At 69.2% G+C, this 22748-nt stretch carries 17 protein-coding genes and 1 tRNA gene; 14 read left to right on the top strand and 4 right to left on the bottom strand.

Annotated elements, in window-relative coordinates:
- Nucleotides 1-11: 11 nt before the first annotated feature.
- The gene (locus ACODRV_RS00180; RefSeq protein ID WP_488907023.1) at nt 12-1775 is read right to left on the bottom strand and encodes a gamma-glutamyltransferase family protein; all 1764 of its coding nucleotides are present in this window, start codon (nt 1773-1775) and stop codon (nt 12-14) included.
- 166 nt (nt 1776-1941) lie between these two features.
- On the opposite strand from ACODRV_RS00180, the gene ACODRV_RS00175 reads away from it, so the two are divergent.
- From ACODRV_RS00175 to ACODRV_RS00160, 4 genes are all read left to right on the top strand, one after another.
- Nucleotides 1942-2018, top strand: a tRNA-Arg gene (locus tag ACODRV_RS00175).
- Between the two features lie 187 nt (nt 2019-2205).
- Nucleotides 2206-2655, top strand: coding sequence for a MerR family transcriptional regulator (locus ACODRV_RS00170; protein WP_488907022.1), 450 nt, complete (start codon nt 2206-2208; stop codon nt 2653-2655).
- Nucleotides 2645-3427 (top strand): SDR family NAD(P)-dependent oxidoreductase, encoded by a 783-nt coding sequence (locus ACODRV_RS00165; protein WP_488907021.1) that lies wholly within the window; start codon nt 2645-2647, stop codon nt 3425-3427. Before ACODRV_RS00170 ends, ACODRV_RS00165 begins: the two co-directional genes overlap by 11 nt.
- Nucleotides 3428-3438: 11 nt before the next feature.
- Nucleotides 3439-4479 carry a phosphotransferase family protein gene (locus ACODRV_RS00160; protein WP_488907020.1) on the top strand — a complete coding sequence of 347 codons (1041 nt, stop codon included), beginning with the start codon at nt 3439-3441 and terminating at the stop codon, nt 4477-4479.
- 16 nt (nt 4480-4495) lie between these two features.
- Here ACODRV_RS00160 and ACODRV_RS00155 read toward each other — a convergent pair whose 3' ends face one another.
- Nucleotides 4496-6295 carry an AMP-binding protein gene (locus tag ACODRV_RS00155; RefSeq protein WP_488907439.1) on the bottom strand — a complete coding sequence of 600 codons (1800 nt, stop codon included), beginning with the start codon at nt 6293-6295 and terminating at the stop codon, nt 4496-4498.
- A 371-nt stretch (nt 6296-6666) separates the two neighbouring features.
- Between ACODRV_RS00155 and ACODRV_RS00150 the strand changes: the two genes are divergently transcribed.
- Entirely contained in the window at nt 6667-7623 is a 957-nt protein-coding gene (locus ACODRV_RS00150) for a winged helix-turn-helix transcriptional regulator (RefSeq protein WP_488907019.1), read from the top strand.
- A 12-nt stretch (nt 7624-7635) separates the two neighbouring features.
- On the opposite strand, the gene ACODRV_RS00145 is transcribed toward ACODRV_RS00150, so the two are convergent.
- Nucleotides 7636-9840 carry a TonB-dependent receptor gene (locus ACODRV_RS00145; RefSeq protein ID WP_488907018.1) on the bottom strand — a complete coding sequence of 735 codons (2205 nt, stop codon included), beginning with the start codon at nt 9838-9840 and terminating at the stop codon, nt 7636-7638.
- A 115-nt stretch (nt 9841-9955) separates the two neighbouring features.
- On the opposite strand from ACODRV_RS00145, the gene ACODRV_RS00140 reads away from it, so the two are divergent.
- From ACODRV_RS00140 to ACODRV_RS00100, 9 genes are read left to right on the top strand one after another with little or no spacing between them, the layout of a single operon-like run.
- A complete protein-coding gene (locus tag ACODRV_RS00140) occupies nt 9956-10870 on the top strand; it encodes an SDR family NAD(P)-dependent oxidoreductase (RefSeq protein ID WP_141625678.1) in 915 nt (304 codons plus the stop codon).
- A gap of 57 nt (nt 10871-10927) precedes the next feature.
- The gene (locus tag ACODRV_RS00135) at nt 10928-12397 is read left to right on the top strand and encodes a carotenoid oxygenase family protein (protein WP_488907017.1); all 1470 of its coding nucleotides are present in this window, start codon (nt 10928-10930) and stop codon (nt 12395-12397) included.
- Between the two features lie 11 nt (nt 12398-12408).
- Entirely contained in the window at nt 12409-13557 is a 1149-nt protein-coding gene (locus ACODRV_RS00130; RefSeq protein ID WP_488907016.1) for an acetyl-CoA C-acyltransferase, read from the top strand.
- 2 nt (nt 13558-13559) lie between these two features.
- Complete coding sequence (locus tag ACODRV_RS00125) at nt 13560-15242, top strand: aldehyde dehydrogenase family protein (RefSeq protein WP_141625675.1); 1683 nt, start codon at nt 13560-13562, stop codon at nt 15240-15242.
- A complete protein-coding gene (locus ACODRV_RS00120; RefSeq protein ID WP_488907015.1) occupies nt 15239-16480 on the top strand; it encodes a thiolase family protein in 1242 nt (413 codons plus the stop codon). The genes ACODRV_RS00125 and ACODRV_RS00120 overlap by 4 nt, the downstream gene beginning before the upstream one ends.
- Nucleotides 16477-17967, top strand: coding sequence for a class I adenylate-forming enzyme family protein (locus tag ACODRV_RS00115; protein WP_488907014.1), 1491 nt, complete (start codon nt 16477-16479; stop codon nt 17965-17967). Before ACODRV_RS00120 ends, ACODRV_RS00115 begins: the two co-directional genes overlap by 4 nt.
- The gene (locus ACODRV_RS00110; protein WP_488907013.1) at nt 17964-19682 is read left to right on the top strand and encodes a class I adenylate-forming enzyme family protein; all 1719 of its coding nucleotides are present in this window, start codon (nt 17964-17966) and stop codon (nt 19680-19682) included. Before ACODRV_RS00115 ends, ACODRV_RS00110 begins: the two co-directional genes overlap by 4 nt.
- Nucleotides 19679-20632: an NAD(P)H-dependent flavin oxidoreductase gene (locus ACODRV_RS00105; protein WP_488907012.1), complete on the top strand. Its 954-nt coding sequence runs from the start codon at nt 19679-19681 to the stop codon at nt 20630-20632. The genes ACODRV_RS00110 and ACODRV_RS00105 overlap by 4 nt, the downstream gene beginning before the upstream one ends.
- Nucleotides 20629-21096: a PaaI family thioesterase gene (locus ACODRV_RS00100; protein ID WP_488907011.1), complete on the top strand. Its 468-nt coding sequence runs from the start codon at nt 20629-20631 to the stop codon at nt 21094-21096. Before ACODRV_RS00105 ends, ACODRV_RS00100 begins: the two co-directional genes overlap by 4 nt.
- A 433-nt stretch (nt 21097-21529) precedes the next feature.
- On the opposite strand, the gene ACODRV_RS00095 is transcribed toward ACODRV_RS00100, so the two are convergent.
- Complete coding sequence (locus ACODRV_RS00095) at nt 21530-22747, bottom strand: acetyl-CoA acetyltransferase (RefSeq protein WP_488907010.1); 1218 nt, start codon at nt 22745-22747, stop codon at nt 21530-21532.
- Nucleotide 22748: the final 1 nt, after the last annotated feature.

Raw genomic sequence — 22748 nt, 5'->3', positions numbered from 1 at the left:
GCTCCTGTTTTCTACTGCGTCCGCGCCACGCCCTCGCGGCGGTCGTCGGCGCCGCCGTCCCAGCCCCATTGTCCGTCCGCGCGCTGACGCCAGATGCCGCCGTGCAAGCCCGAGTTCTCGCTGGCGTTGGGACGCAGGGTGATGCCGTTGGCCGCCAGCCCCTCGCGCAAGGCGGGGCTGAAGCGGTCCGTATCCGCGCCGAAGCCGGCCCCACGCGCCACCAGATTGGGCAGGGCGAAGGCCGACTGCACCGGCATGTTCCAGTCCAGCACCCCGATCAGGGCCTTGGTGTTATAGGCGAGGATCGAAGGGCCGCCCGGCGAACCGAAGGCGCCCACCAGCCGCCCCTGACGGTCCAGCACGATGATCGGCGACATGGACGAGCGCGGTCGCTTGCCCGCCGCCACCGCATTGGCCGCCGGTCCGCCGTCCGCCCGCGTCGGGGCGAAGGAGAAGTCGGTCAGCTGGTTGTTCAGGAAGAAGCCCCCGACCATCCGGCCCGAGCCGAAGATGCTTTCCACCGTCGTTGTCATGCTGACGGCGTTCCCGGCGGCGTCGACGATGACCATGTGGGTCGTGCCCGACGGCTCATGCGTGGCGTCCGGTCCCGGCATCACGCCGCCCGGAGGCGTGCCCGGCTGGGCCGCGCCGGTCAGGCCGGGCGCGAGCGCCGCGCGCGACGCGGCATAGCTCGGGTCCAGCAGGCCCTGCACCGGCACGCCGACGAAGGCCGGATCGCCGACGTAGCGATCGCGATCAGCGTACATCAGCCGTTGCAGCTGGGCGAAGGCGGTCCAGGCCGCGACGCTGTCCGGTCCCCGCGAGATGTCCGGCGTTTGCTCGGCCATGGCCAACAGCTGAAGCACGGCTACGCCGGACGAAGGCGGAGGCGGCACGCAGACCACATAGATCCGGTACGGGCGGCACAGGGCGCCCCGCTCGAGCGGCTGATAGGCGCCGATGTCGGCGGCGGTCAGGGCGCCCGGACGCGGCTCCTGCGCAACCGTTTCGGCGATCTCGCGGGCGATGTGACCGTGGTAGAAGACCTCCGCCCCCTGCGCGGCCAGTTCGGCGACCGTGCGGGCGTAGGCGGGGTTTTTCAGCACGTCTCCGGCGACATAGCGCGTGCCGTCCGGCTTGGTGAAATAGGCCGTCGCCCAGCGCGTGCGAGCCTGCGGCGCCTGCCCGGAAATCATCCCGGCCAGACGCGGGCTGACCACGAAGCCGTCGGTCGCCAGCCTTTCGGCGTCGCTGAACAGGGCGCTCCAGGGCAGGCGGCCGTGCGCCTTCTGCGCCTCGGCCAGCATGGCCACCGCGCCCGGCGCGCCGGTCGAGCGGCCGCTGAGCACCGCCGACACGAAGTCCAGCGGGCGGCCGTCTTCATAGAAGAGTTCCGGCGTGGCGGCGGCGGGCGCCGTCTCGCGGCCGTCATAGCTGGTCACCTCGCCCGAGGCGGCGTCATAGACCATCATGAAGGCGCCGCCGCCCAGACCGGACGACTGCGGCTCCACCAGCCCCAGCACCGCCTGCACGGCCACGGCCGCATCCACGGCCGAACCGCCGTCGCGCAGCACCCGCATCCCCGCCTCGACCGCCAGCGGATTGGCGGCGGCCACGAACGGGCCGCGCGCGGGCGGAGCCTCGGCCTGCGCCGGAATGGGGGTGGAAGTGGCGGGTGACGCCCCCGTCCCGCCCGTACAGCCCGCCACCGCCATCCCGAGAAGCGCGGCGGTCGCCGCCAACGTGCGGAAGGGACGGAAGGGACTCTGACGCATTTCAGGCTCTGGGGAGGCTTGGGGAGGGGAAACACCCTGCCGCTTCCCGGGGGGCGACGAAACCCCTTGAAGCGGGACTCGTGGATTTCGTGCAGAAAAGCATGGCATCGGGTCTTGCCCCCCCGCCGCACGTGGGGTAGAGACCCGCCCTCGCCGAGAGGCAGCCGCACCCGTAGCTCAGCTGGATAGAGCATCAGACTACGAATCTGAGGGTCGGGCGTTCGAATCGCTCCGGGTGCGCCATTCTCTCCGTCTTCCGAAACCGGAAGATTGGGCCTTCCCTGAAAATCTGTGTCATCGCCCGCGCCGCAGGGTCGCTTCCGCGCGTCCGGCGATCGCCCGCGCGAAAGATGCGAGATCGCGCGCCCAAGTCACTTGCAAAGACGGACTGATAACGGCAGGTTCGGTTACGCAAGTGACGGAGGAAATGATGACGGTCGTACCGTTGCACCACAGGGCATCCACCAGTCCGGCGCATCGGCCGGCGATCAGCATCCGCGAGCTGGCGGCGCGCACGGGCACCACCCTGCGGGCGCTGCGGCACTATGAGGACATCGGCCTGCTGACCGCCGGGCGGCGTCCCTCGGGCGCGCGCTGCTATGACGTGGACCAGCGCGAGCGAGCGGCCCTGATCGCCCGCCTGCGCCGTCTGGGCATGCCGACGCCGGATATCCACGCCGCCCTGACCGCCACCGACGGCGGCGATGGCGTGGCCCGCTTCCTGGACGCCGAGATCACCGCAGCCGCCGCCCGCATCCAGGACCTCCGCACCGCCCTGGCCGAGCTGGAAGCCGACGGGCTGGAAGGGCTGGGCGCCGGCACGTCTCCCGCCTCGGTCGCGACCGTGGACCGTTCGGCGAGGCTGCGTCATGCCCGCTGACGGCAAACAGTCCGGACGCCTTGAGGGGCGCCACATCCTGATCACCGGCGCCTCGTCCGGGATCGGCGAGCATCTGGCCCGCGTCGCCGCGCGCGAAGGCGCGAAAGTCACCGTCGCCGCCCGCCGCACCGACCGTCTGGCCAGCCTCGTCGACGCGATCCGGGCCGACGGCGGCGAAGCCTTCGCCGTCGCGATGGACGTCGCGGACGAGGCCGGCGTCATCGCCGGCATCGCCGCCGCCGAACAGGCGCTGGGCCCGCTGCACACCGTCTACGCCAATGCCGGGATCGGCCTGCCGGGCCTCGCGCTTGACGCGCCGGTGGCCGAGTTCGACCAGATGTTCACCGTCAATGTGCGCGGCGCCTTCCTGACCGCGCGCGAGGCGGCCCGGGTGTTCAGGGCGAACGGCGCAGCGGAAGCCGGACGCGGCCGCGTCGTCCTGATCGCCTCCATCGGCGCCCGGCTGCAGCTGCCGGGCCTCGTCGGCTACTGCGCCTCCAAGGCGGCGGTCGTGTCGCTGGCCAAGGGACTGGCGCGCGAATGGGCGCGCGTGGGGATCAACGTCAACGCCGTCTGCCCCGGCTATCTGGAGACGGAGATGAATTCCGACTGGTTCTCCAGCCCCGGCGGCGAGAAGCAGATCAGGGGCTTCCCCCGCCGCCGCCTGATGCCGGGCGACGGGCTGGACCCGACCCTGATCCTGCTGGGCTCCGACGACGCCGCGCCGATCACCGGCGGGGTCTTCGTCATCGACGACGGCCAATCTCTTTGAGTGATGTTCCCGTGAGTGAAGATGCAGGCGTGCGCGCCGGGTTCGAGCTGGACGCGGCGGCGCTGGAGGCGTGGATGCGGGCGCGGATGGACGTCCCGCCCGGCCCGCTGACGATCACCCAGTTCTCGGGCGGCCAGTCCAATCCGACCTATGGCGTCACCGTCGGCGAGCACAGCTTCGTCCTGCGCCGCAAGCCGCCGGGGCCGTTGCTGAAGGGGGCTCACGACGTGCTGCGTGAGGCGCGGGTCATGGGCGCGCTGGGCGAGGCGGGCTTCCCCGTCCCCCGCATCCTCGGCGTCTGCGAGGACCCCGGGGTGATCGGCACGGCCTTCTATCTGATGGCCCATGTGGAGGGCCGGATCGTCTGGGATCCGACCACCGACATCGCCGATCCGGGCGAGCGCGCCGCGACCTTCGACGGCATGAACGCGACATTGGCGCGGCTGCACAGCCTCGACATTGATGCGCTGGGCCTGTCCGACTACGGCCGTCGCGGCGGCTTCGTCCAGCGCCAGACCGCCCTTTGGACCCGCCAGTATCGCGAGGACGCCGACGCCGGGCGCGACGACAACATGGACCGGCTGGCCGACTGGCTGGCAGCCCGCGAACTGCCGGATGAGACCGCGATCATCCACGGCGACTTCCGCATCGACAACCTGATCCTGCGCCCGGATCAACCCGAGGTGGCGGCGGTCATCGACTGGGAGCTGTCGACCCTCGGCCATCCGCTGGCCGACTTCGCCTACCATCTGATGATGTACCGGATGCCGACGCATCTGGGCGGTCTGGCGGGCCGTGATCTTCAGGCGCTCGGCATCCCGGCGGAGACCGACTATGTCGCCGCCTATGCGGAGCGGACCGGGCGTGGCGACCTGCCCGACCTCGACGTCTTCGTGGCGTTCAACATGTTCCGCTTCGCCGCCATCATCCACGGCATCCGCGGCCGGGTGATCCGAGGCAACGCCGTCTCGCCCAAGGCCCGCAAGCGCGCGGACGAGTTCCCGGAACTGGCCCGGCTGGCGTGGGCGCAGGCGGTCAGGGCGGGGGCCTGAGCCCTCTCCCCCGCGCTCAGGGCAGGATCACGCCCTCGCCGCCCGCATACAGCCGCGCCACATCCCCGGCCCGGCGGCGCAGGACCATGGCCCGGTTGATCGAGCCCTTGTCCGACACCTCATGCCCCTCGACGTCCGGCGGCGTTTCGAGGAACAGCAGTCCCGCCAGCCGCTCGCTCTGGCCGGTGTGGGTCGCGTTGTATCGGCGCAGGCCCTCGGCCACGGCGGCCTGCACCGCCGCCTCATCGCCGAGCCGACGCACGGCCTCCGGGTCGGCCCAGGCCAGCACCCGCAGGTCCGCCTGCCCTTCACCGCAGATGACCACGTCCCGGAACATCCCCGGCAGGGCCTCCAGCAGGTCGGTGCGCAGACGCCCCGCCGCGACGAAGGTGCCGTTGGCCAGCTTGAACTGCTCCACCCGACGCCCGGCGAAAAACAGACCCAGCAGCGGTTCATCCGGATCGTGGAAGTCGGTGAGGTCATCCATCCGCAGGAAGCCCTCCTCGTCGAACACCTCCCGCGTCCGCGCCTCATCGCCGTGATAGCCGGGCGTCACGCTGGCCGCCTTGACCCGCACCTCATAGGCGCCGTCCGCCGGGACCAGCTTCAGCGCCGCGCCCGGCACCGGCAGGCCGATCCCCACCCGTGTGCTTTCCCACCAGGTGTAGCTGATGGCGGAGCCCGTCTCCGTCGAGCCATAGCCGGACACGAACATGAACCGCTGACCCGTCGTCGCCACCGCCAGCCGTTGCAGCCGGTCGTGCAAAGGCTGCGGCAGGCCCGCCCCGCCGAACAGCATGACGCGCAGCTCGCTGAAGAAGGTTTTCCGCAAGTCCTCATCCGCCTCCAGCGCGTCGGCCAGCATGGCGTAACCGCTGGGCATGGTGCCGTAGAAGCGGACCGGGACCTCCTTCAGATTGCGCAGGGTCGCCGCGAAGCCGGTCGCGGTCGGACGACCGTCATCGATATGCAGCGTCCCGCCCAGCCAGGTGATGTTGGTCAGCAGGGACGAGCCCGCGATATGACTCCACGGCAGCCAGTCCAGCATGGTCCCGCCCCAGTCAAAGGCGTCGCCCATGGCCTGCGCGCCGCTGGCCGTGTTGCCGGTCATCATGGCCTGGGTGTGGATCACCGCCTTGGGTCGTCCGGTCGAGCCGGAGGTCAGCAGGTAGCGGGCGGGCGCGGTCGGATCGAGCGCCTCGAGCGCCTGCCCGATCCCGTCCACGTCCGGTTCCGACAGCACCCCTGACATCGCAACGGTCCCGGCCGGGAAGGCATCCGCCTCGGCGCTGACGATCACCGCGTCAGCAGGCGCGATAGCCTTCGCCGCGCGGGCGAATTCCGCGGTCTCGGCGAAGATCACGGCCGGACGCACCAGATCGACCACATGACGCAGCCGCTCGAAGTCGGTGCTGAGCAGCGAGTAGTTCACACTGACCGAGCAGATCGGCACGCCCGCCGCCATGGCCCCGAACATCCACAGCGCATGGGTCGGGGTATTGCCCGACAGGACGAGGATCGACCGGCTGGCCAGGACGCCCCGCGCCTTCAGCCAGTTCGCCACCGCTGAAACATCGCGCCGGGCCTCGCCGTAGGTCAGGCGTTTCCAGCCGTCGCCGTCTCTCTCCGCGATCCAGGTTTTGTCGCCCTGCGTCTCGCCCAGCGCCCAGAAGCGGCGCATCAGATTGCGCTCATACGGCTCCAGCGGCGCCTTTGCCGACAGGATCAGGGTTCCGTCGTCGCGCCGCTCGATCTCCAGCCCGACATCGCCGAAGCGTATGGGCCGACAGGGGGCCTGATGAAAGTCCTCGACCATATCCCGCACGCCACTCTCCCGTACCGTCCGGTTGTCCGGATCTGGGGATCACCCTACCCCCGACGACTGACTTGCAAAACAGGATTTATCGCCTCGGAGAGGGTGCGACGAAAAAGTCCGGTCCGTTGCGACGGACCCGGCGCGACCCCACGTTTGATCAGCACGTTCAGCGGTCGGCGACGTTCCCCCCCGCAGCCTGACCGCGTGACCGTCGAGCCCCCGCCATCCCCCCAATGGCGGGGGCTTCCCAATTGTGTCTTGCGGCGCAGCAAAACGCAGCCCAGACAGGGAGAGCGCCGCTATGCACGGCGGCTCCCGGCACAGTGCAATTTATGCCAGAACAGTCCGGGGCAGGACTGAAACGAGGGCTCGTGGACCACATCTCCACCCGCGATCTGATCATGGGCAATCCCGTCGCGCGCGCGTTCGCGGTGACAGGGGATGCGTGGACGCAACTCATCCTGCGTGAAGCCTTCTACGGGGCGCGCCGTTTCTCCCAGTGGCGCGACCGGCTGGGCATGCCGCGCAGCGTGCTGACGGACCGGCTGAACCGTCTTGTCGCCTCGGGCCTGCTGGAACAGCGCCCGGCGAAGGAGTCCCCGACCCGGATGGAGTACCGGCTGACCGAGATGGGTCTCGACATGTTCGGGGTCGCGGTCATGCAGGGTCAGTGGGAGCGCAAATGGGCGCGTTCTCCGCTGCAGGAACGCTACGCCCTCGCCTTCTATGATCGCCACACCGGCGAGGCCGTCACCCCCGCCATCTTCGATCATGAGCGCGGCCATCCGGTCGATCCCCGCTATGTCCGGGGCGAGGCGGGCGAGGGTCTGACGCCGATCGCGCCGCCGACCTCCCGCCGTCGCCGCACCCAGCCGATCGAGACGGACCGGGCGATCATCGACCGCTCGACCGACATCATGGGCGACTACTGGAGTTGGGCGGTGCTGGCCGCCGCCTTCTTCCGACTGCGCCGGTTCGATGAGTTCCACGAGGCGTTGGGCGTGGCGACCAACATCCTGGCTGACCGTCTGAACCGGATGGTGCTGCACGGCGTGCTGGAGAAGCGGCTCTACCAGAAGGCGCCGCCGCGCTTCGAGTACCGGCTGACGCAGGCCGGACTGGACCTGTTCCCCATGATCATGGCCATGCACGGGTGGGCCGAACGCTGGCTGTGCCCGGACGGGCCGCCGCTGAAACTGGTCGACACCCGCACCGGAGAGGCGATTCATCCGGTCGTCTGCGACCTCAAGACCGGCCGCTTGCTGGACCCGCGAAACATCCGCTGGGAGGTCGAGGCGACGGCGCCGGAAACCACCGGCGCCGCCTGATCCTCTTTTTCGTCAGAAGCTCTGCGTGACGGCCAGGCCGAACGACCGCGGAGCCCCGAACACGCTGAAGCCGACACCCACGTTCTTGATGATGTGGGTCTGATACTCGGTGTCCGTCAGGTTCTTCCCGTACAGCGAGACCTTCAGGCCCGAGGGCGCTTCCCACGACACGAAGGCGCTGACCAAGTCATGCGCGGGTGACAGGACTTCCGGATTGTTCGACGGGTCGAAGTAGAAGTCGTCGGTCCACTGGTAGTCGGCGCGCGCCGCCAGAACGCCGCCGGCCACGTCCCACTCGCTGTCGACATACAGGGTGTACTGGCTGTCCGGCGAACGCGGCAGGGTATTGCCGTCGTAAGGCAGGACCAGCGCGCCCGAGATGGCGTTCGAGGTGAACTGCGCGTCAAGGCTGGTGTACGATCCGCCGATGGTGATGTTGTTCGTGATCGCCAGCGCGGTCTCGATCTCGAAGCCCTCGACCTCGGCCTGCGCATTGGAGGTGACCAGCGCCAGACCCAGTAGTTCGTAGACCTGCAGGTCCTGATACTCGAGCTTGAAGGCGGCCGCGTTGAAGCGCCAGCGCCCGAACAGGGTCGACTTCACGCCCAGTTCGTAGTTGTCCAGCAGCTCCGACGCCAACGGCATCAGCGCCTGCGCGCCCGACTGCGCCGTCGACGGGAAGGACCCCGCCTTGTAGCCGCGGTCATAGCTTGCATAGAAGCGGACGTTGTCGATCGGCTCGACCGCCAGCGCGATCTTCCAGCTCGGCTCCGAGAAGCTTTCGTCGCCCCGCACATTGTATGGCGAGCCCGTCGGCCCCAGCGGAATGCCGACCGGCGGATTGGCGCCACCGTCGTTGTCGATCGCGACCTGATGGATCTCGCGATAGTCATGCGTCCAGCGGGCGCCCAGCGTCAGCTCCCAGATGTTCGCGAACGGGATGTTGGCCTGACCGAAGACCGCGAAGCTGCGGTTGGTCGCCTCCTGGAAGAAGGTGGTGTCGCCACCGAACGACGGCGGCGCGATCGGCAGGGCCGCGCGCACGATGAAGCGCTCGGTACGCTCGATCTCTTCCTGGAAGGCATAGACGCCGGCGACCCAGTTGATCGCCGAGTCCGGCTTGGACACCAGACGGAACTCCTGACTGAACTGCTTGGCGTCCTCGCTCGCGCGGTCATCGACTTCCAGAGGGAAGGCCGGGAAGGGCAGGCCGCCCAGATTATCGCGCCAGCTGTAGTCGTTGTCGCGGAACGACGTCAGGGAGACGAAGTCGAACGCCTCGCCCGAGTGCTCGATCCGGGCGGTCAGACCGTAGTTGGTCCGCTCCTGGAAATTGTCCGGCGATGAGAAGCTCTGCCGCACATTCAGACCGGCGCGCAGGGTGTCGATCAGGGTCACGAAGGCCGGGGCCGTGCCGGACGCCGTCACCGGAATCCGCGCGTGGCCGTCCATGTCGTCCTGCGAATAGTCGCCGCTGAACAGGAAGCTCCAGTCGCCCGCGTCCCGACGGAACGATAGGCGCGCGCCCCAGGACGTGCCGCCTTCCAGACCGTCGCCGCTGGGCAGGCTTTCGGCATAGCCGTCATTGGTGGTGTAGCGGGCGGCGAACCGGATGGCGGCGTCGTCGCCGACCTGCCGGTTGATCACGCCTTCCAGCCCGTACTCATCAAAGCTGCCGATGCGGGCGGTGATATTGCCCGTGTTATCGAACACCGGCTTGCGCGTGTAGATGTTCAGCGCCCCGCCCGAGGCGTTGCGGCCGTACAGCGTCCCCTGCGGCCCGCGCAGGACCTCCACCCGCTCGATGTCGAGGAAGGACAGGGCGCTGGCGCCCGACCGGCCGATGGACACTTCATCAATCGAGAAGCCGATGGAGGGGTCGCTGGCCGCCGAGTCGCTCGAGGTGCCGACACCCCGGATGTAGAGCTGCGGCTCGCCGATGTTGAACTGCGTCAGGGTCACGCCCGGCGCCTTGGCCGCGATGTCCGAGATACCCGTCGCCGCCGTGCGCTCCAGCGTCTCGGCGTCGAAGGCGGTGATGGCGATCGGCACCTCCTGCAGGCTCTGCTCGCGCCGCTGCGCGGTCACGACCACATCCTCCAGCGCGGTGGCGCCGGGTTCATCCTGCGGGGCCTGTTGCGCGAGCGCGGGCGTGGCCAGCGCGGCGCCCATCAGCAGGGCGACGACGGACGCAGTGGTGGCGTGGACTGATTTCATTGGCGTTTCCCTCCCCAGGGCAGCGGCTTCTCGTTGATCGGAAGCTCGACAGGAATAGTAACTTGCGCCAATGGACCAAGTTTGCAAGTCTTTTTACGCAAGTAGGGAGAAGCCGATGGAACAACGGTCATTGAAAGATCGGGTCATCGTGGTCACGGGCGCGGGGCGTGGTCTGGGGTTGGCCTATGCGCTGGATCTGGCGTCCAGGGGCGCGAAGGTGGTGGTCAACACCCGTCCCCGCGCGTCGGGCCAGCCGGCCTCGGCCGAGGCTGTGGTCGAGCGCATCCGGGAGATGGGCGGCGAGGCCGTCGCCTGCCCGCTGGCGGTGGAGCAGGACGACGCGGGCGACCGCCTGCTGGACGCCGCCCTGACCGCCTTTGGCCGCATCGACGGGCTGGTGAACAACGCCGGCGCGCCCGAGGCGAAGAGCCTGCACAAGCAGACGCTGGCCGAGCTGCGCGCGGTCTTCGACATCAACTATTTCGGCACCGTCAGCGCCACCCTGCCGATCTACCGGCGCATGCGCGATCAGGGCGCCGGGCGGATCGTCATCACCACGTCGGCGGCGGGCCTGCACGGGGTCCACGGCATGGCGGCCTATTCGTCGTCCAAGGCCGCGCTGATCGGTCTGATGCGGGTGATCGCGCTGGAAGGGGCCGCAAAGGGCGTCCACGCCAACGCCGTCGCCCCCTACGCCCTGACCGGGATGACCGAGGCCTATGTCACCGACGAGGTCGGCTCGGCCATGCCGCCCGAATACGTCGCTCCCGTCGTCAGCTGGCTGATGAGCGAGGCCTGTCCGCTGAACGGCGAAACCCTCGTCGCGGGCGCCGGAAAGGTGCGTCGCGCGGTGCGGATCGAGGGCCCCGGCGTCCAGTTCCAGCCGCCCGGCGAGGTGTCCCCGGACGACCTCACCGCCGCCATGGGGCCGTTGATGTCACTGGAGGACTGGACCCTGCCGACGGACGGGAATCAGGCTTTCGAAGCCTTCCTGAAAGCCCGCCCCGCGACCGCTGTTCGACTGCAGTAACTTGCAGAGATGGACCGATTTCGGCAGATTGCAATTCAAGACCCAAGGAGCCGCACCATGGCCGATGACGCCGCCGCGTCGCGCCGGATCGAGACCGGCGAACTGACCCCGCTGAACGAAATGAACCCCTATCTGCAGGGCCTCTATGAGCCCGTGGCGAAGGAGACGACGGCGCTCGACCTGCCCGTCATCGGCGAGCTTCCGAAGGATCTGTACGGCGCCTTCGTCCGCAACGGCCCAAACCCGGCCCAGGCTCCCGCGGGCCTGCACCACTGGTTCGACGGCGACGGCATGGTTCACGCCATCCACTTCGAGAACGGCAAGGCCGAGTACCGCAACCGCTACGTCGGCACGGACGACTATCGCGCCGAACAGGCCGGCTTCGCTATCCAGGCGGGCGGCGTCCTGGCCCCCTCGGCCCGGAGCAACCCGGCCTCGGGTCGCGGCGACCTCGTCTACAAGGACACCGCCAACACCGATCTGGTCTTCCACAACGGTTCGCTGATGGCCCTGTGGTACATCTCGGGCAAGCCGGTGCGGGTGAACGCCCGCACGCTGGAAACCATCGGCAACGAGACCTTCGGCGGCGCCCTGCCGCGCCACGTCTCGGCCCACGGCAAGGTCGATCCGAAGACGGGCGAGTTCTGCTTCTTCGACTATTCGCTCTACGAGCCGTGGATGAGCTTCGGCGTCGTCAGCGCCGACAATCAGCTGACGAATTTCCAGAAGGTCGATCTGCCCGGACCGCGCCTGCCGCACGACATGGGCCTGACCGAGAACTACATCATCCTGCACGACCTGCCCGTGGTCTTCACCGACGCCGGGCTGCGCAACGCGATGTGGCAGATCAAGGTCGCCGACCAGCCCGCTCGCTTCGGCGTCGTGCCGAAGACCGGGACAGGCGATCAGGTCCGCTGGTTCGAGACCGACACCTGCTACATCTATCACGTCGCCAACTGCTGGGAGGACGGCGACGAGGTGGTCATGACCGCCTGCATGATGACGCCGAACGGCTTCCCGCCAAACCCGGCTTACGGCCCCTATGCCTCGATGGTGAACGTGCTGGCCCTGAACGCCGTGCCGGTCGAGTGGCGGATGAACATGGTCACCGGCCAGGTGAAGAAGCGCCAGCTCGACGACCGCGTCGGCGAGTTCCCGGTCGTCAATCTCGACTACACCGGCCGCAAGGCCAACTGGTCCTATCACGTCGCCATGGCCCCGCAGGAGCTTCAGCGCTTCTCGGGCCTGATCAAGTACGACCTCAATACCGGCGCGGCGAAGACGCATGACTTCGCCCCCGGCGTCGGCGGTTCCGAGCCGGCCTTTGCACCAAGGGTCGGCGCGGTCGATGAGGACGACGGCTACGTCATCGTCTTCGCCACCGACGAGGCCACCGGCCAGTCCGAGGTCCAGGTCATCGCGGCCAAGGACTTTGAGGCCGGCCCCGTCGCCCGCATCCCCCTGCCCGCCCGCGTCCCCGCCGGCTTCCACGGCACATGGGCGCCCGGCGGCCAGATCGTCGCCTGAAGGACAAAAGTATGACCGCTTACATCGTCGACGCCGTCCGCACCCCCCGCGCCAAGGCCCGCCCGGACGGCGGCCTCGCCGCGCTCAAGCCACACGAACTGGTCTCCGGCCTGATCGACGCACTGGACCAGCGCAACGACGGCGCCGCCCACAAGGTGGACGCCCTGATCCTCGGCGCGGTGGGGCAGGTCGGCGCGCAGGGAGCCAATGTCGCCCTCGTCACCAAGATGCACGCCGGATTGCCGGACGAGGCTTACGCCTTCAGCCTGAACAACTACTGCGTCTCGGGCCTGACCGCGATCGGGCAGGCCGCCAATATGGTCGCCGCCGGGGACGCGAAAACCGCGCTGGCGGGCGGGGTCGAGATGATGAGCCGCGTCCCCTTCATGGGCGACAAGGCCGACTATTATGAGGACGCCAGCTTCCCGCCGCGCACCCGCTACATTCCCGTCGTGGTCGCCGCCGACCGGCTGGCCGAGGACATCGGCGTCACCCGTCAGGAGATGGACGATGCGGCCCTGCGCTCGCAGCAACGCACCGCCGCCGCCGAGGGCACGGCCCTGACGAAGTCGCGCATCCCGCTGAACGGCCTGAACACCGAGGAACCCGCGCGCGCCTCGACCACCGCCGAAAGCCTCGCGGCCATGCCCGCCGCCTTCGCGCCGCTGGGCGAGCAGTACGCCGAGGCGTTGAACGGCCGGAAGATCGACCACCGCCACACCGTCGCCCACGCTCCGCCCATGTGCGACGGCGCCGGACTGGCTCTGGTCAGCGCCGCCGCCGACGGCGCCCGCGCGAAGATCGTCGCCTATGCCGAGGCCGGTGGCGATCCCGAGGCTTCGCTGACCGCCGGATTCACCGCCATGGACCGCGCGCTCGCCAAGGCCGGGCTCAGCCTGTCCGACATGGACCGGATCGAGTTCATGGAGGCCTTCGCCGTCACCATCGTGAAATTCCTGCGCGAGCGGGACGTGGACGCCGACAAGGTCAATGTCGGCGGCGGCCATCTGGCCAAGGGACACCCGATGGGCGCGACCGGCGCCATCCTGCTGTCGACCCTGCTCGACGCGCTCGACGCCGCCGAAGGCCGATATGGTCTGGTCGTCGCCGCGGGAGCGCAGGGCGTCGGCGCCGCCATGATCGTCGAACGGATCGGCTGACCATGGACGGGGCCTCGCCTGATCGTCATGCTGACCTGATCGCGCGCCATGCCGCGACGCTGGACGCCGCCATCGAGGCCGTCCGCACCCGCAAGGCGTGGAGTCCGTTCAGCGACTCGCCCTCGACCAGGATCCACGGCCCGGATAAGCCGGGGGCGGGCAAGGCCGCCTTCGAGGCGCGGCTGAACACCACCTTTGACCTGAACCAGCCCGGCGCGACCGGCGAGACGGTGGGGGAAGAAGTCTCCCCCTTCACGCAACAGCCGCTCGGCATCCGATATCCGGTCAGCGATCCGGACGCCCTCGCCGCCGCCGCCGTACAGGCCATGACCGGCTGGCGGGACGCCGATCCGGAACTGCGCCTCGCCCTCTGCCTTGAGATGGCCCGGCGCCTCTACGACCGCAATTTCGAGATGGCCCACGCCGTCATGCATGTGGCGGGTCAAAGCTATGTACAGGCTTTCAGCGGTTCCGGCCCCAATGCGCTGGATCGCGGCGTCGAGGCCCTCGCCTACGCCGCCAAGGCCATGCGCGATGTCACGCCGGAGGCCGACTACCACCGCCCCTTCGGCGCCGATCAGGTCGCCCTGAAGAAGACCTACACGCTGGTTCCGCGCGGCGTCGGGCTGGTGATCTGCTGCGCCTCCTTCCCGACCTGGAACGCCTGGCCTGCCATCTTCGCCAGCCTCGCCACCGGCAATCCGGTGATCGTGAAGCCGCACCCCATCGCCATCCTGCCCATGGCCATCGGGGTCGAGACCTGCCGTCAGGTGCTGGCTGATTTCGGCTTCGACCCGAACCTCGTGACGCTGGCGGTCGATACGTTGGCGGCGCCCGTCGCGGGCCGGTTCGTCGATCACCCGGACGTCCAGATCATCGACTTCACCGGCAGCCCCCGATACGGCGGCCATCTGGAGCGGACAGTGACGGGCAAGCTGCTGTTCACCGAGACGGCGGGCGTGAACACCGTCGTCATCGACAGCGTGACGGACGTGGACCCCGTGGCTCGCGCCATCGCCCGCTCGTCCAGCCTGTTCTCGGCCCAGATGTGCACCAGCCCCCAGGTCATCTACATCGCGCCGGACCTGTTCGAGACGATGTCCACGGCCATCGTGGACCAGATCGACGCCCTCGCCGCCGACCCGGCTCAAGCCGCCGGGGTCATGGGCGCCATTCAGGGGCAGGTCAGCCTTGACGTCGTGGCCGAGGCCCGCCGCGCCGCCGTCGCCACGCCCGGCGCCCGCATCTTGCGCGAGGCCGCGCCCTATCCGCATCCGGAATTCCCGAACGCCCGCACCCTGACCCCGCTGGTTATCGCCATCGAGGGCGACAGCGATCCCGAAATCTATGCGGAGGAACGCTTCGGCCCTGTCCTGTTCCTCGTCTCCCGTCCCGCCGAAGAGGCGGTGATGGAGGCGACCTGGTTGGCGAAGACGAAGGGCTCGATCAGCTCCTACCTCTACTCGACCGACGAGGCCTTTATCGACCGTGCCATTCCGGCCTACGAAACCGCCGGCGCCAACCTGTCGATCAACCTGACCGGCGCGATGTGGATCAATTTCGCCGCCGCCTACAGCGACTATCACGTCACCGGCCTGAACCCGGCGGGCAACGCCTGCCTGGCCGATCTGGCCTTCGTCGCCTCGCGCTTCCGCATCGTCCAGCGACGGCGGCCGCTGGCATGAGCGCCCCCCCGACACAGGACGTCTTCCTCGCCGGAGTCTCCATGACCGCCTTCGGCAAGCGGCCGGGCGACAGCGTCAAGACGCTGACCGCCGAGGCCGTCACCGCCGCCCTGTCCGACGCGGGCGCGGCCGTCGCTGACATTGAGGCCGCGTGGTTCTCCAACACCCGGCAGCCGATGCTGGAGGGACAGAACACCGTGCGCGGCCAGATCGCCCTGCGTCCGCTCGGTCTGACGGGCATCCCCGTCGTCAATGTCGAGAACGCCTGCGCCTCCGGCTCCACCGCCCTGCTGCAAGCCATCCACTGGCTGCGCGCCGGAGCAGGCGATGTCGGCCTCGTCATCGGCGTCGAGAAGATGGTCTTCCCCGACCGCCCCGACCGGGTCGCCGCCGCCTTCGCGGGCGGAACCGACATTCACGACCGCGAGGCCGTTCTGGACTACATCCGCGCCATGGGCGGCGAAGTTCCGACCGATGGCCGCAGCCTGTTCATGGACCTGTACGCCGCGCAGGCCCGCGCCCACATGGCCCGCTTCGGCTCGACCCCGCTCGATCTCGCCCTGCTGGCCGCCAAGAACCACACCGCCGCCGCGGACAATCCGCGCAGCCAGTATCGCACCGCCATGACCGCCTCTCAGGTGCTGGCCGACAAGCCCATCGTCTTCCCCTTCACCCGCGCCATGTGCGCCCCGGTCAGCGACGGCGCCGCCGCCGCCATCGTCTGCTCGGCCAGAGGCCTGAAGCGCTTGGGCGCCGCCGGGCGCGCCGTCCGTGTCCGGGGCTGTGCTCTGGTCAGCGCCGGCGCCCGCGCACCCGACGACTTCGCGAACCACATCGGCCGCCGGGCCGCGACACAGGCCTGTGAGCAGGCCGAAATCGGACCCGCCGACATCGACGTCGTCGAGGTCCATGACGCCACCAGCTACGCCGAGCTTCAGCAGATCGAGAACCTCGGCCTCGCCGAGCCCGGCACGGTCGGCGCCCGGGTGGCGACGGGCGATTTCGCGCTGGGCGGCCGGACCCCCGTGAACCCCTCCGGCGGTCTCGTCGCCAAGGGTCATCCGGTCGGCGCCACGGGCCTCGCCCAGCTGTTCGAACTGACCACCCAGCTGCGCGACGAGGCCGGCCCGCGTCAGGTCGAACAGGCCCGCATCGCCGTGGCCGAGAACGGCGGCGGCTTCCTCGGCGTCGAGGAAGCGGCCACCGTCGTCACCGTTCTGGAACGGTGGGCCGCATGACCCACCCGATCCGCGCCCTTTACGAAAACGCCGCCGCCAAGGCCGACCGGGCAGCCCTGTACGACGGCGACGTCACCCTGACCCACGGCGCGCTGATCGCCCTCGTCGAGCGCGCCGCCGCCGGCCTGACGGCCCGCGGGATCCAGCCCGGCGACCGCATCGGCCTGTGCGCGGCGAACAGTTGGCGGCATGTCGTCGCCTACCTCGCCATCCTGCGCGCCAATGCGGTCTGGACGCCGCTCAATCCACGCAACGGCGCCGGGCTGAACGGGGACTTCCAGCGCCGCGCCGGTCTGGCGCTGACCCTGCACGACGCAGGCTCTATCGGCGTGCTGGGCGCCACGCGTCGCCCCCTGCCGCTGGAGGCCTGGCTGGACAGCCTGCCCGACGTCGCCCCGCCCGCCATCTTCGACGACCCCGCCGCGCCCTTCGCCCTGAAATTCACCGGCGGCTCGACCGGCGTGCCCAAGGGCGTGATCCAGTCTCAGGCCAGCGGCGCCGCCGCCCTGCGCTCGCTCCGACAGTTTTACGGCTTCACCGCCGATGACGTGAACCTGGCCGTCGCGCCCCTGACCCACGGCTCGTCCCACTACATCCTGCCGGTGCTGGCGGCGGGCGGGGCCCACGTCCTGCTGGCCACGCCCGATCGCGCCGCCATCCTGTCCGAGCTGAAGCATCGGGTCAGCGTCGTCTTCATGCCCCCGACCCTGATCGCCCTGCTTATGGGCGAGACGGACTTCGGCCCCGATGACTTCCCGCGCTTGCGCCACCTCACCTGGTCCGCCGCCCCCATGTCGCCGGGCCGCGTCGCGCAGGCCGTCTGCCGCTTCGGCCCCGTCCTCTCCAGCCTCTACGGCCAGACCGAGGCCCCCATGGCCATCACAGGTCTGGGCGCTGTCGAGACCGCCGATCCCACGCTCCGGTCCAGCGTCGGTCGCCCCTTCCCCGGCACGCCCGTCGGCCTGCTGACCCGCGAGGGGCACGTCGTCCCGCGCGGAGAGGGCGAGGTGGTGGTCGGCGGCGATCTGGCCCGCACCGAATATCTGGACGCCCCCGATCTGACCGCCGCCTCGCGTCACGAGGGCTGGCTGAAGACCGGCGACATCGGCCGCATCGACGCCGACGGCCGCCTGACCCTGATCGGTCGTTCAAAGGAGCTGATCATCACCGGCGGCTACAACGTCTATCCGGGCGAGGTCGAGGCGGCGCTGAACGCCCACCCCGCCGTGCGCGAAGCCTGCGCCTTCGGCCTGCCCGACGACGTCTGGGGCGAGCGTCTGGAGGCCGCCGTGGCCGTCGACGCCCGTTTCGTGGACGACGACGCCATCCGCGCCTTCGTCCGCGACGCCATCGGCCCCGTCCGTACCCCCAAACGCCTGCACCTCATGCCCGCCCTGCCCCGCAACCCGGTCGGCAAGGTCGTGCGCGGCGAGGTCCGCAGCCTGCTCTATCCCGACGCCAACACCGCCGAGGAGGCCCGCCCATGATCGTCATTCCCGAACACCGCATCCGTGAGATGAAGGCCAGGGGCTGGTGGGGCGACGTCACTCTGGACGACCTGTTCCTGAAGCATGTGAAGGCGCACCCCGACACCGAGGCCCTGGTCGATCCGTTCAACGCCCCTGACATCGTCGGCGGGACCGCCGAGCGTCTGACCTGGCGTCAGACCGCCGACGCCGTCGACCGCCTCTGCGCCGTCCTGACCGCCCACGGCATCGGCAAGGACGACGTCGTCGTGGTCCAGCTGCCGAACATCGCCGAGCTGACCATCAGCTATCTGGCCTGCCTGCGGCTGGGCGTGATCGTCAGCCCCGCCCCGGTCCAGTACCGCGAGCATGAGCTGTCCTACATCATCGACCGCACCGACGCCGTCGCCGCCATCACCAACGACCGCATCGGCAAGCAGATGCACGGCGAGATGATCGTCGCGCTGAAGGCGACCTGCCCCACCCTGCGCCACATCTTCGTCCTGGGCGCCACCTGCCCGGACGGCGGTCTGGACCTCGAGCCCCTGATGGACGGCGTCACGCCCGCCCAGCACAAGGCGGCGCAGAAGGCGGCGAAGGATGCGCGCATCACCGCCGATGACATCGTCACCATCTGCTGGACCTCCGGCACCGAGGCCCAGCCCAAGGGCGTGCCGCGTAGCCACAATGAGTGGCTCATCATGGGCCACGGCGTCATCGACGCCGCCGATCTCGAGCCCGGCGCCCGCCTGCTGAACCCCTTCCCGATGGTCAATATGGGCGGCATTTCCACCGCCTTCATCGGCTGGCTGCTGCTCGGCGGCGCCCTGATCCAGCACCATCCGTTCGACCTGCAGGTCCTGCTCAGGCAGATGCGGGACGAGAAGATCGACTACACCGTCGCCCCGCCCGCCGTGCTGAATCTTCTGCTCCAGAATGAGGCCATGCTGGAGGGCATCGACTTCAGGCGGCTGAAGTCCATCGGCTCGGGCTCGGCGCCCCTGTCCGAGTGGATGGTGCGGGGCTTCCACGAGAAATACGGCGTCCAGATCGTCAACTATTTCGGCTCCAACGAGGGGGCGTCCTTCCCCTCCGCGCTGAAGGACCTGCCCGAAGCCGCCGACCGCGCCAGCCTGTTCCCGCGTCTGGGCGAGGGGTTCAAATGGGCCTGCGTCCTGCACGACCGCATTTTCACCCGTCTGGTCGATCCCGAGACCGATGAGGAGATCACCACCGCCGGTCAGCCGGGCGAGCTGCGGGTCAAGGGCGCGACCATCTTCTCCGGCTACTGGCGCGCGCCCGAGATCAACGAACGCGCCTTCGACGCCGACGGCTGGTTCCGCACCGGCGACCTGTTCGAACTGGCCGGCGACCGGCTCCAGTATCTGAAATTCGTCGGCCGCCTGAAGGACATCATCATCCGCGGCGGCATGAACATCTCCTCCGAGGAGATCGAGAACCATCTGATGGCCCACCCGGCCGTCGCCGAGGCCGCCGTCGTCGGCGCCCCCGATCCCAATCTGGGCGAGCGCCTCTCGGCCTTCGTCGTTTTCCGTCCCGGCCAAAGCGCAAGCATGGCCGAGATCAACGCCTTCCTGACCGGCGACCGTCACATCGCCGTCTACAAGCAGATCGAACGCCTCGACGTCATCGAGGCCCTCCCCCGAAACCCTGTCGGCAAGATCCTGAAACGGGAGCTTCGCCAGTCCGTCGCCAACGAGACCCCCTCCGCATGACCTCCCCCTTCGATACCCTGCGCCTGCCCGTGTTCGCGGCGCCCATGTTCCTGATCAGCGGGCCGGAACTGGTCATCGCCGCCTGCAAGGCGGGGATCGGGGGCGCCTTCCCCACGCCGAATTGCCGCACGGTCGAGGACCTCGACACATGGATGGGCACGATCACTGACGCGCTGAAGCCGGGCGACGCCCCGTGGATCGCCAACATGATCACCCACTCGACCAACGCCCGCCTGCCCGAGGACCTGCGGCTGATCGCCGAGTACAAGCCGCCCGTGGTCATCACGGCGCTGGGCTCGCCCAAGCCGGTCATGGAGACGGTGAAGTCCTACGGCGGTCTGGTCTTCGCCGACGTCGTCTCGATGAAGCTGGCGAAGAAGGCGGCTGAAGCCGGCGTCGATGGTCTGGCCTGCGTCAGCGCGGGCGCCGGGGGCCACACCGGCCACCTGTCGCCCTTCGCCTTCATCTCGGCGGTGCGCGACTTCTTCGACGGCTATATCGCGGTCGGCGGCGGCGTCGGCGACGGCGCGGGCGTGGCGGGCGCGGTCGCCGCGGGCGCCGACTTCGTCTACATGGGCACCCGCTTCCTGGCCTCGGCCGAGAGCATGGCCCAGCCCGAGTACAAGCAGATGGTGGTGGACTCCGGACCGGACGATCTGGTCGTTTCGGCCTCCGTCACCGGCACCCCGGCGTCCTGGCTGCGCCCCAGCCTGATCGCCGCCGGTCAGGACCCCGACAACCTCGGCGCCGCCCCGGATCGCAACTACACCTCGGGCGGATCGACCAAGCGTTGGCGCGACATCTGGGCCGCCGGTCAGGGGCTGGAGTCCGTCCGGGCCGTCGAGCCGGTCGCCGACATCGTCGACCGGCTGGCGGGCGAATACGACGCCGCCGTCGCCCGTTTCCAGTCGAGGACCGGAGGACGGACGGTCCGGGGCGCGGCGGCGTGAACGCCATCGCGCCCGTCGACTTCGACCTCGACCCCACCGCGACCGGCCTGGAGCTTCTGCGCCGCTGGGCGCAGCGGGCCGACAGCGTCGGCGGCTTCCCCCAGCGCCTGGCCGCCCGGCCGGTTGAGTTCGATGAAGGGTCCGTCCGCATCGTCTGCGATCTGGACCCCGGCCACGCCAACTTCATGGAGCTGGTCCACGGCGGGGTCTCGGCGGCGCTGGTGGACGTGGCGGGCGGCAGCGCAGTGATGACCATTCTGGAGCCGGGACAGAGCCTGCTGACCACCGACCTGTCGATGCGTTTCCTCAACGCAGCGCCGCTGGACTGCGCCCGGCTGGAGACCGTCGGCCGCATCGTCTTCCGCGACGCCCGCAAGGCCGTGGTCGAGGCGACCGTCTCGACGGCGGACGGGCTGGTGATCGCTCAGGGGACGGTGGGGGTGTCGATCCGCTCGCCCCGCTAACCCCTGCTGCTATCGTCATCCTCCGGCAAGCCGCGCAGCGGCGCAGACCGGGGGACCCAGCGGCGCGCGAGAGCGCGAAGCTGTCGGGAGCGCAGGCGTTTTTCGGCTTCGACCGTCTGTGTTTCGCCGCCGTCGCGGCGCCGGTGGGTCCCCGGTCTCGCTATGCTCGCCGGAGGATGACGAGAGCAACAGGGGCCATACGTCCAATACTGACGCACCGGCATGCCATCCTGCTGAAATGGCCCGTCTTAACCTTCGAAATGCTGCCCGCTTGATGGACGGGATAGACTCGATAGACGCCATAGACGGTGTTTTTCGACCGTCTAAGGCACGCTGGAGACGCGTCCTTTCGATAGACGCCATAGACGGCATAGACGGCATAGACGGCATAGACGGTGTATTTCGACCATCTATCCGGTCTCCGGAGTCTCGCTCACACCCCGATGACGAGGCTCACCGTCGTCGTGGTCGAGCCGCCGATATTCAGGGTCTGGACGTTACGCGCGCCCTCGACCTGCATCTCGCCCGCCGTGCCCGTCGTCTGCTTGAACGCGTCCAGCGCCATCCGCACGCCCGTCGCGCCCACCGGATGACCACAGCCGATCAGGCCGCCCGACGGATTGATCGGCAGCTTGCCGCCCATCTCGATGTCGCCCGCCTCGATCGCCTTCCAGCTCTCGCCCGGCGCCGTCAGGCCCAGATGGTCGATGGCCATGTATTCAGTCATCGAGAAGCAGTCGTGGGTCTCGACAGCGTGGATCTCCTCCAGCGTCACACCGGCGCGCGCGCGGGCATCGTCGATGGCCCGCTTCACCTGCGGGAAGACATAGGCCTGCCCCTCGCTGGCCCGGATTTTCCGGCCATAGTCGATGGGCGCGCAGCGATGGCCCCAGCCCTTGATGCGCGGCAGGCTTTCCAGCGGAATCCCGCGCTTGCGCGCATACTCGGCCGCCCGCTCCGGCGAGGCCAGAACGATGGCCGAGGCCCCGTCCGTCACCTGCCCGCAGTCGGTCTTGCGCACCCGCCCCTCGATCACCGGATTGGCCTCGTCGTCGTTCGAGAAGCTGGCCTCGGTGAACTGGTAGTTCCGGGTCTGGGCGTTCGGATTGCGCTTGGCGTTGGCGAAATTGATCTGCGCGATCCGGCGCAGATGCTGCTCACTGATGCCGTAGCGGCGGTCGTACTCCTCGGTCAGGTCCGAGAAGGCGCGCGGCCAGGGATAGGTGGCGTCCAGATATTCGTGCCCGGCCCATGCGGCGGCGCCCAGATGCTCGGCGGCCGTCACGCCGGGGACGTTGCGCATCATCTCCAGACCCAGCACCAGCGAGGTCCCGTAGCGGCCGGACTCGATGTCCGCCGTCGCCGCCATGATCGCCAGACTGCCCGAGGCGCAGGCCGCCTCATGGCGCGAGGCGGGCATGCCGGTGAACCGGTCGTCCGCCATGGCGAAGAAACCGCCCAACATCCCCTGACCGGTGAACAGGTCGCCGACGAAGTTGCCGACGTGGCCTACGTCGATGTCTTCCGGTTCCAGCCCCGTCTGATCCAGCGCGCCGTGAACGGCCTCCGCGAAGCCGTCGCCGATCTCCAGCCCCTCACGGGCGTAGTTGCGCGCGAAGTCCGACTGCCAGCCGCCGAGGATGTAGGTCATT

It is taken from the genome of Brevundimonas sp. FG8, from assembly GCF_057808845.1.
The sequence above is the reverse complement of the archived record's forward strand: the minus strand, read 5'-3'. Positions and strand labels throughout refer to the sequence as shown.

Excerpts from the sequence above, each read along its gene's own strand:
- ACODRV_RS00095 (WP_488907010.1), bottom strand. The coding sequence starts at position 22,747 with ATGACCTACATCCTCGGCGGCTGGCAGTCGGACTTCGCGCGCAACTAC.
- ACODRV_RS00165 (WP_488907021.1), top strand. The coding sequence starts at position 2,645 with ATGCCCGCTGACGGCAAACAGTCCGGACGCCTTGAGGGGCGCCACATC.
- ACODRV_RS00135 (WP_488907017.1), top strand. The coding sequence starts at position 10,928 with ATGGCCGATGACGCCGCCGCGTCGCGCCGGATCGAGACCGGCGAACTG.
- ACODRV_RS00105 (WP_488907012.1), top strand. The coding sequence starts at position 19,679 with ATGACCTCCCCCTTCGATACCCTGCGCCTGCCCGTGTTCGCGGCGCCC.
- ACODRV_RS00110 (WP_488907013.1), top strand. The coding sequence starts at position 17,964 with ATGATCGTCATTCCCGAACACCGCATCCGTGAGATGAAGGCCAGGGGC.
- ACODRV_RS00130 (WP_488907016.1), top strand. The coding sequence starts at position 12,409 with ATGACCGCTTACATCGTCGACGCCGTCCGCACCCCCCGCGCCAAGGCC.
- ACODRV_RS00125 (WP_141625675.1), top strand. The coding sequence starts at position 13,560 with ATGGACGGGGCCTCGCCTGATCGTCATGCTGACCTGATCGCGCGCCAT.
- ACODRV_RS00115 (WP_488907014.1), top strand. The coding sequence starts at position 16,477 with ATGACCCACCCGATCCGCGCCCTTTACGAAAACGCCGCCGCCAAGGCC.
- ACODRV_RS00145 (WP_488907018.1), bottom strand. The coding sequence starts at position 9,840 with ATGAAATCAGTCCACGCCACCACTGCGTCCGTCGTCGCCCTGCTGATG.
- ACODRV_RS00155 (WP_488907439.1), bottom strand. The coding sequence starts at position 6,295 with ATGGTCGAGGACTTTCATCAGGCCCCCTGTCGGCCCATACGCTTCGGC.
- ACODRV_RS00140 (WP_141625678.1), top strand. The coding sequence starts at position 9,956 with ATGGAACAACGGTCATTGAAAGATCGGGTCATCGTGGTCACGGGCGCG.
- ACODRV_RS00170 (WP_488907022.1), top strand. The coding sequence starts at position 2,206 with ATGACGGTCGTACCGTTGCACCACAGGGCATCCACCAGTCCGGCGCAT.
- ACODRV_RS00120 (WP_488907015.1), top strand. The coding sequence starts at position 15,239 with ATGAGCGCCCCCCCGACACAGGACGTCTTCCTCGCCGGAGTCTCCATG.
- ACODRV_RS00180 (WP_488907023.1), bottom strand. The coding sequence starts at position 1,775 with ATGCGTCAGAGTCCCTTCCGTCCCTTCCGCACGTTGGCGGCGACCGCC.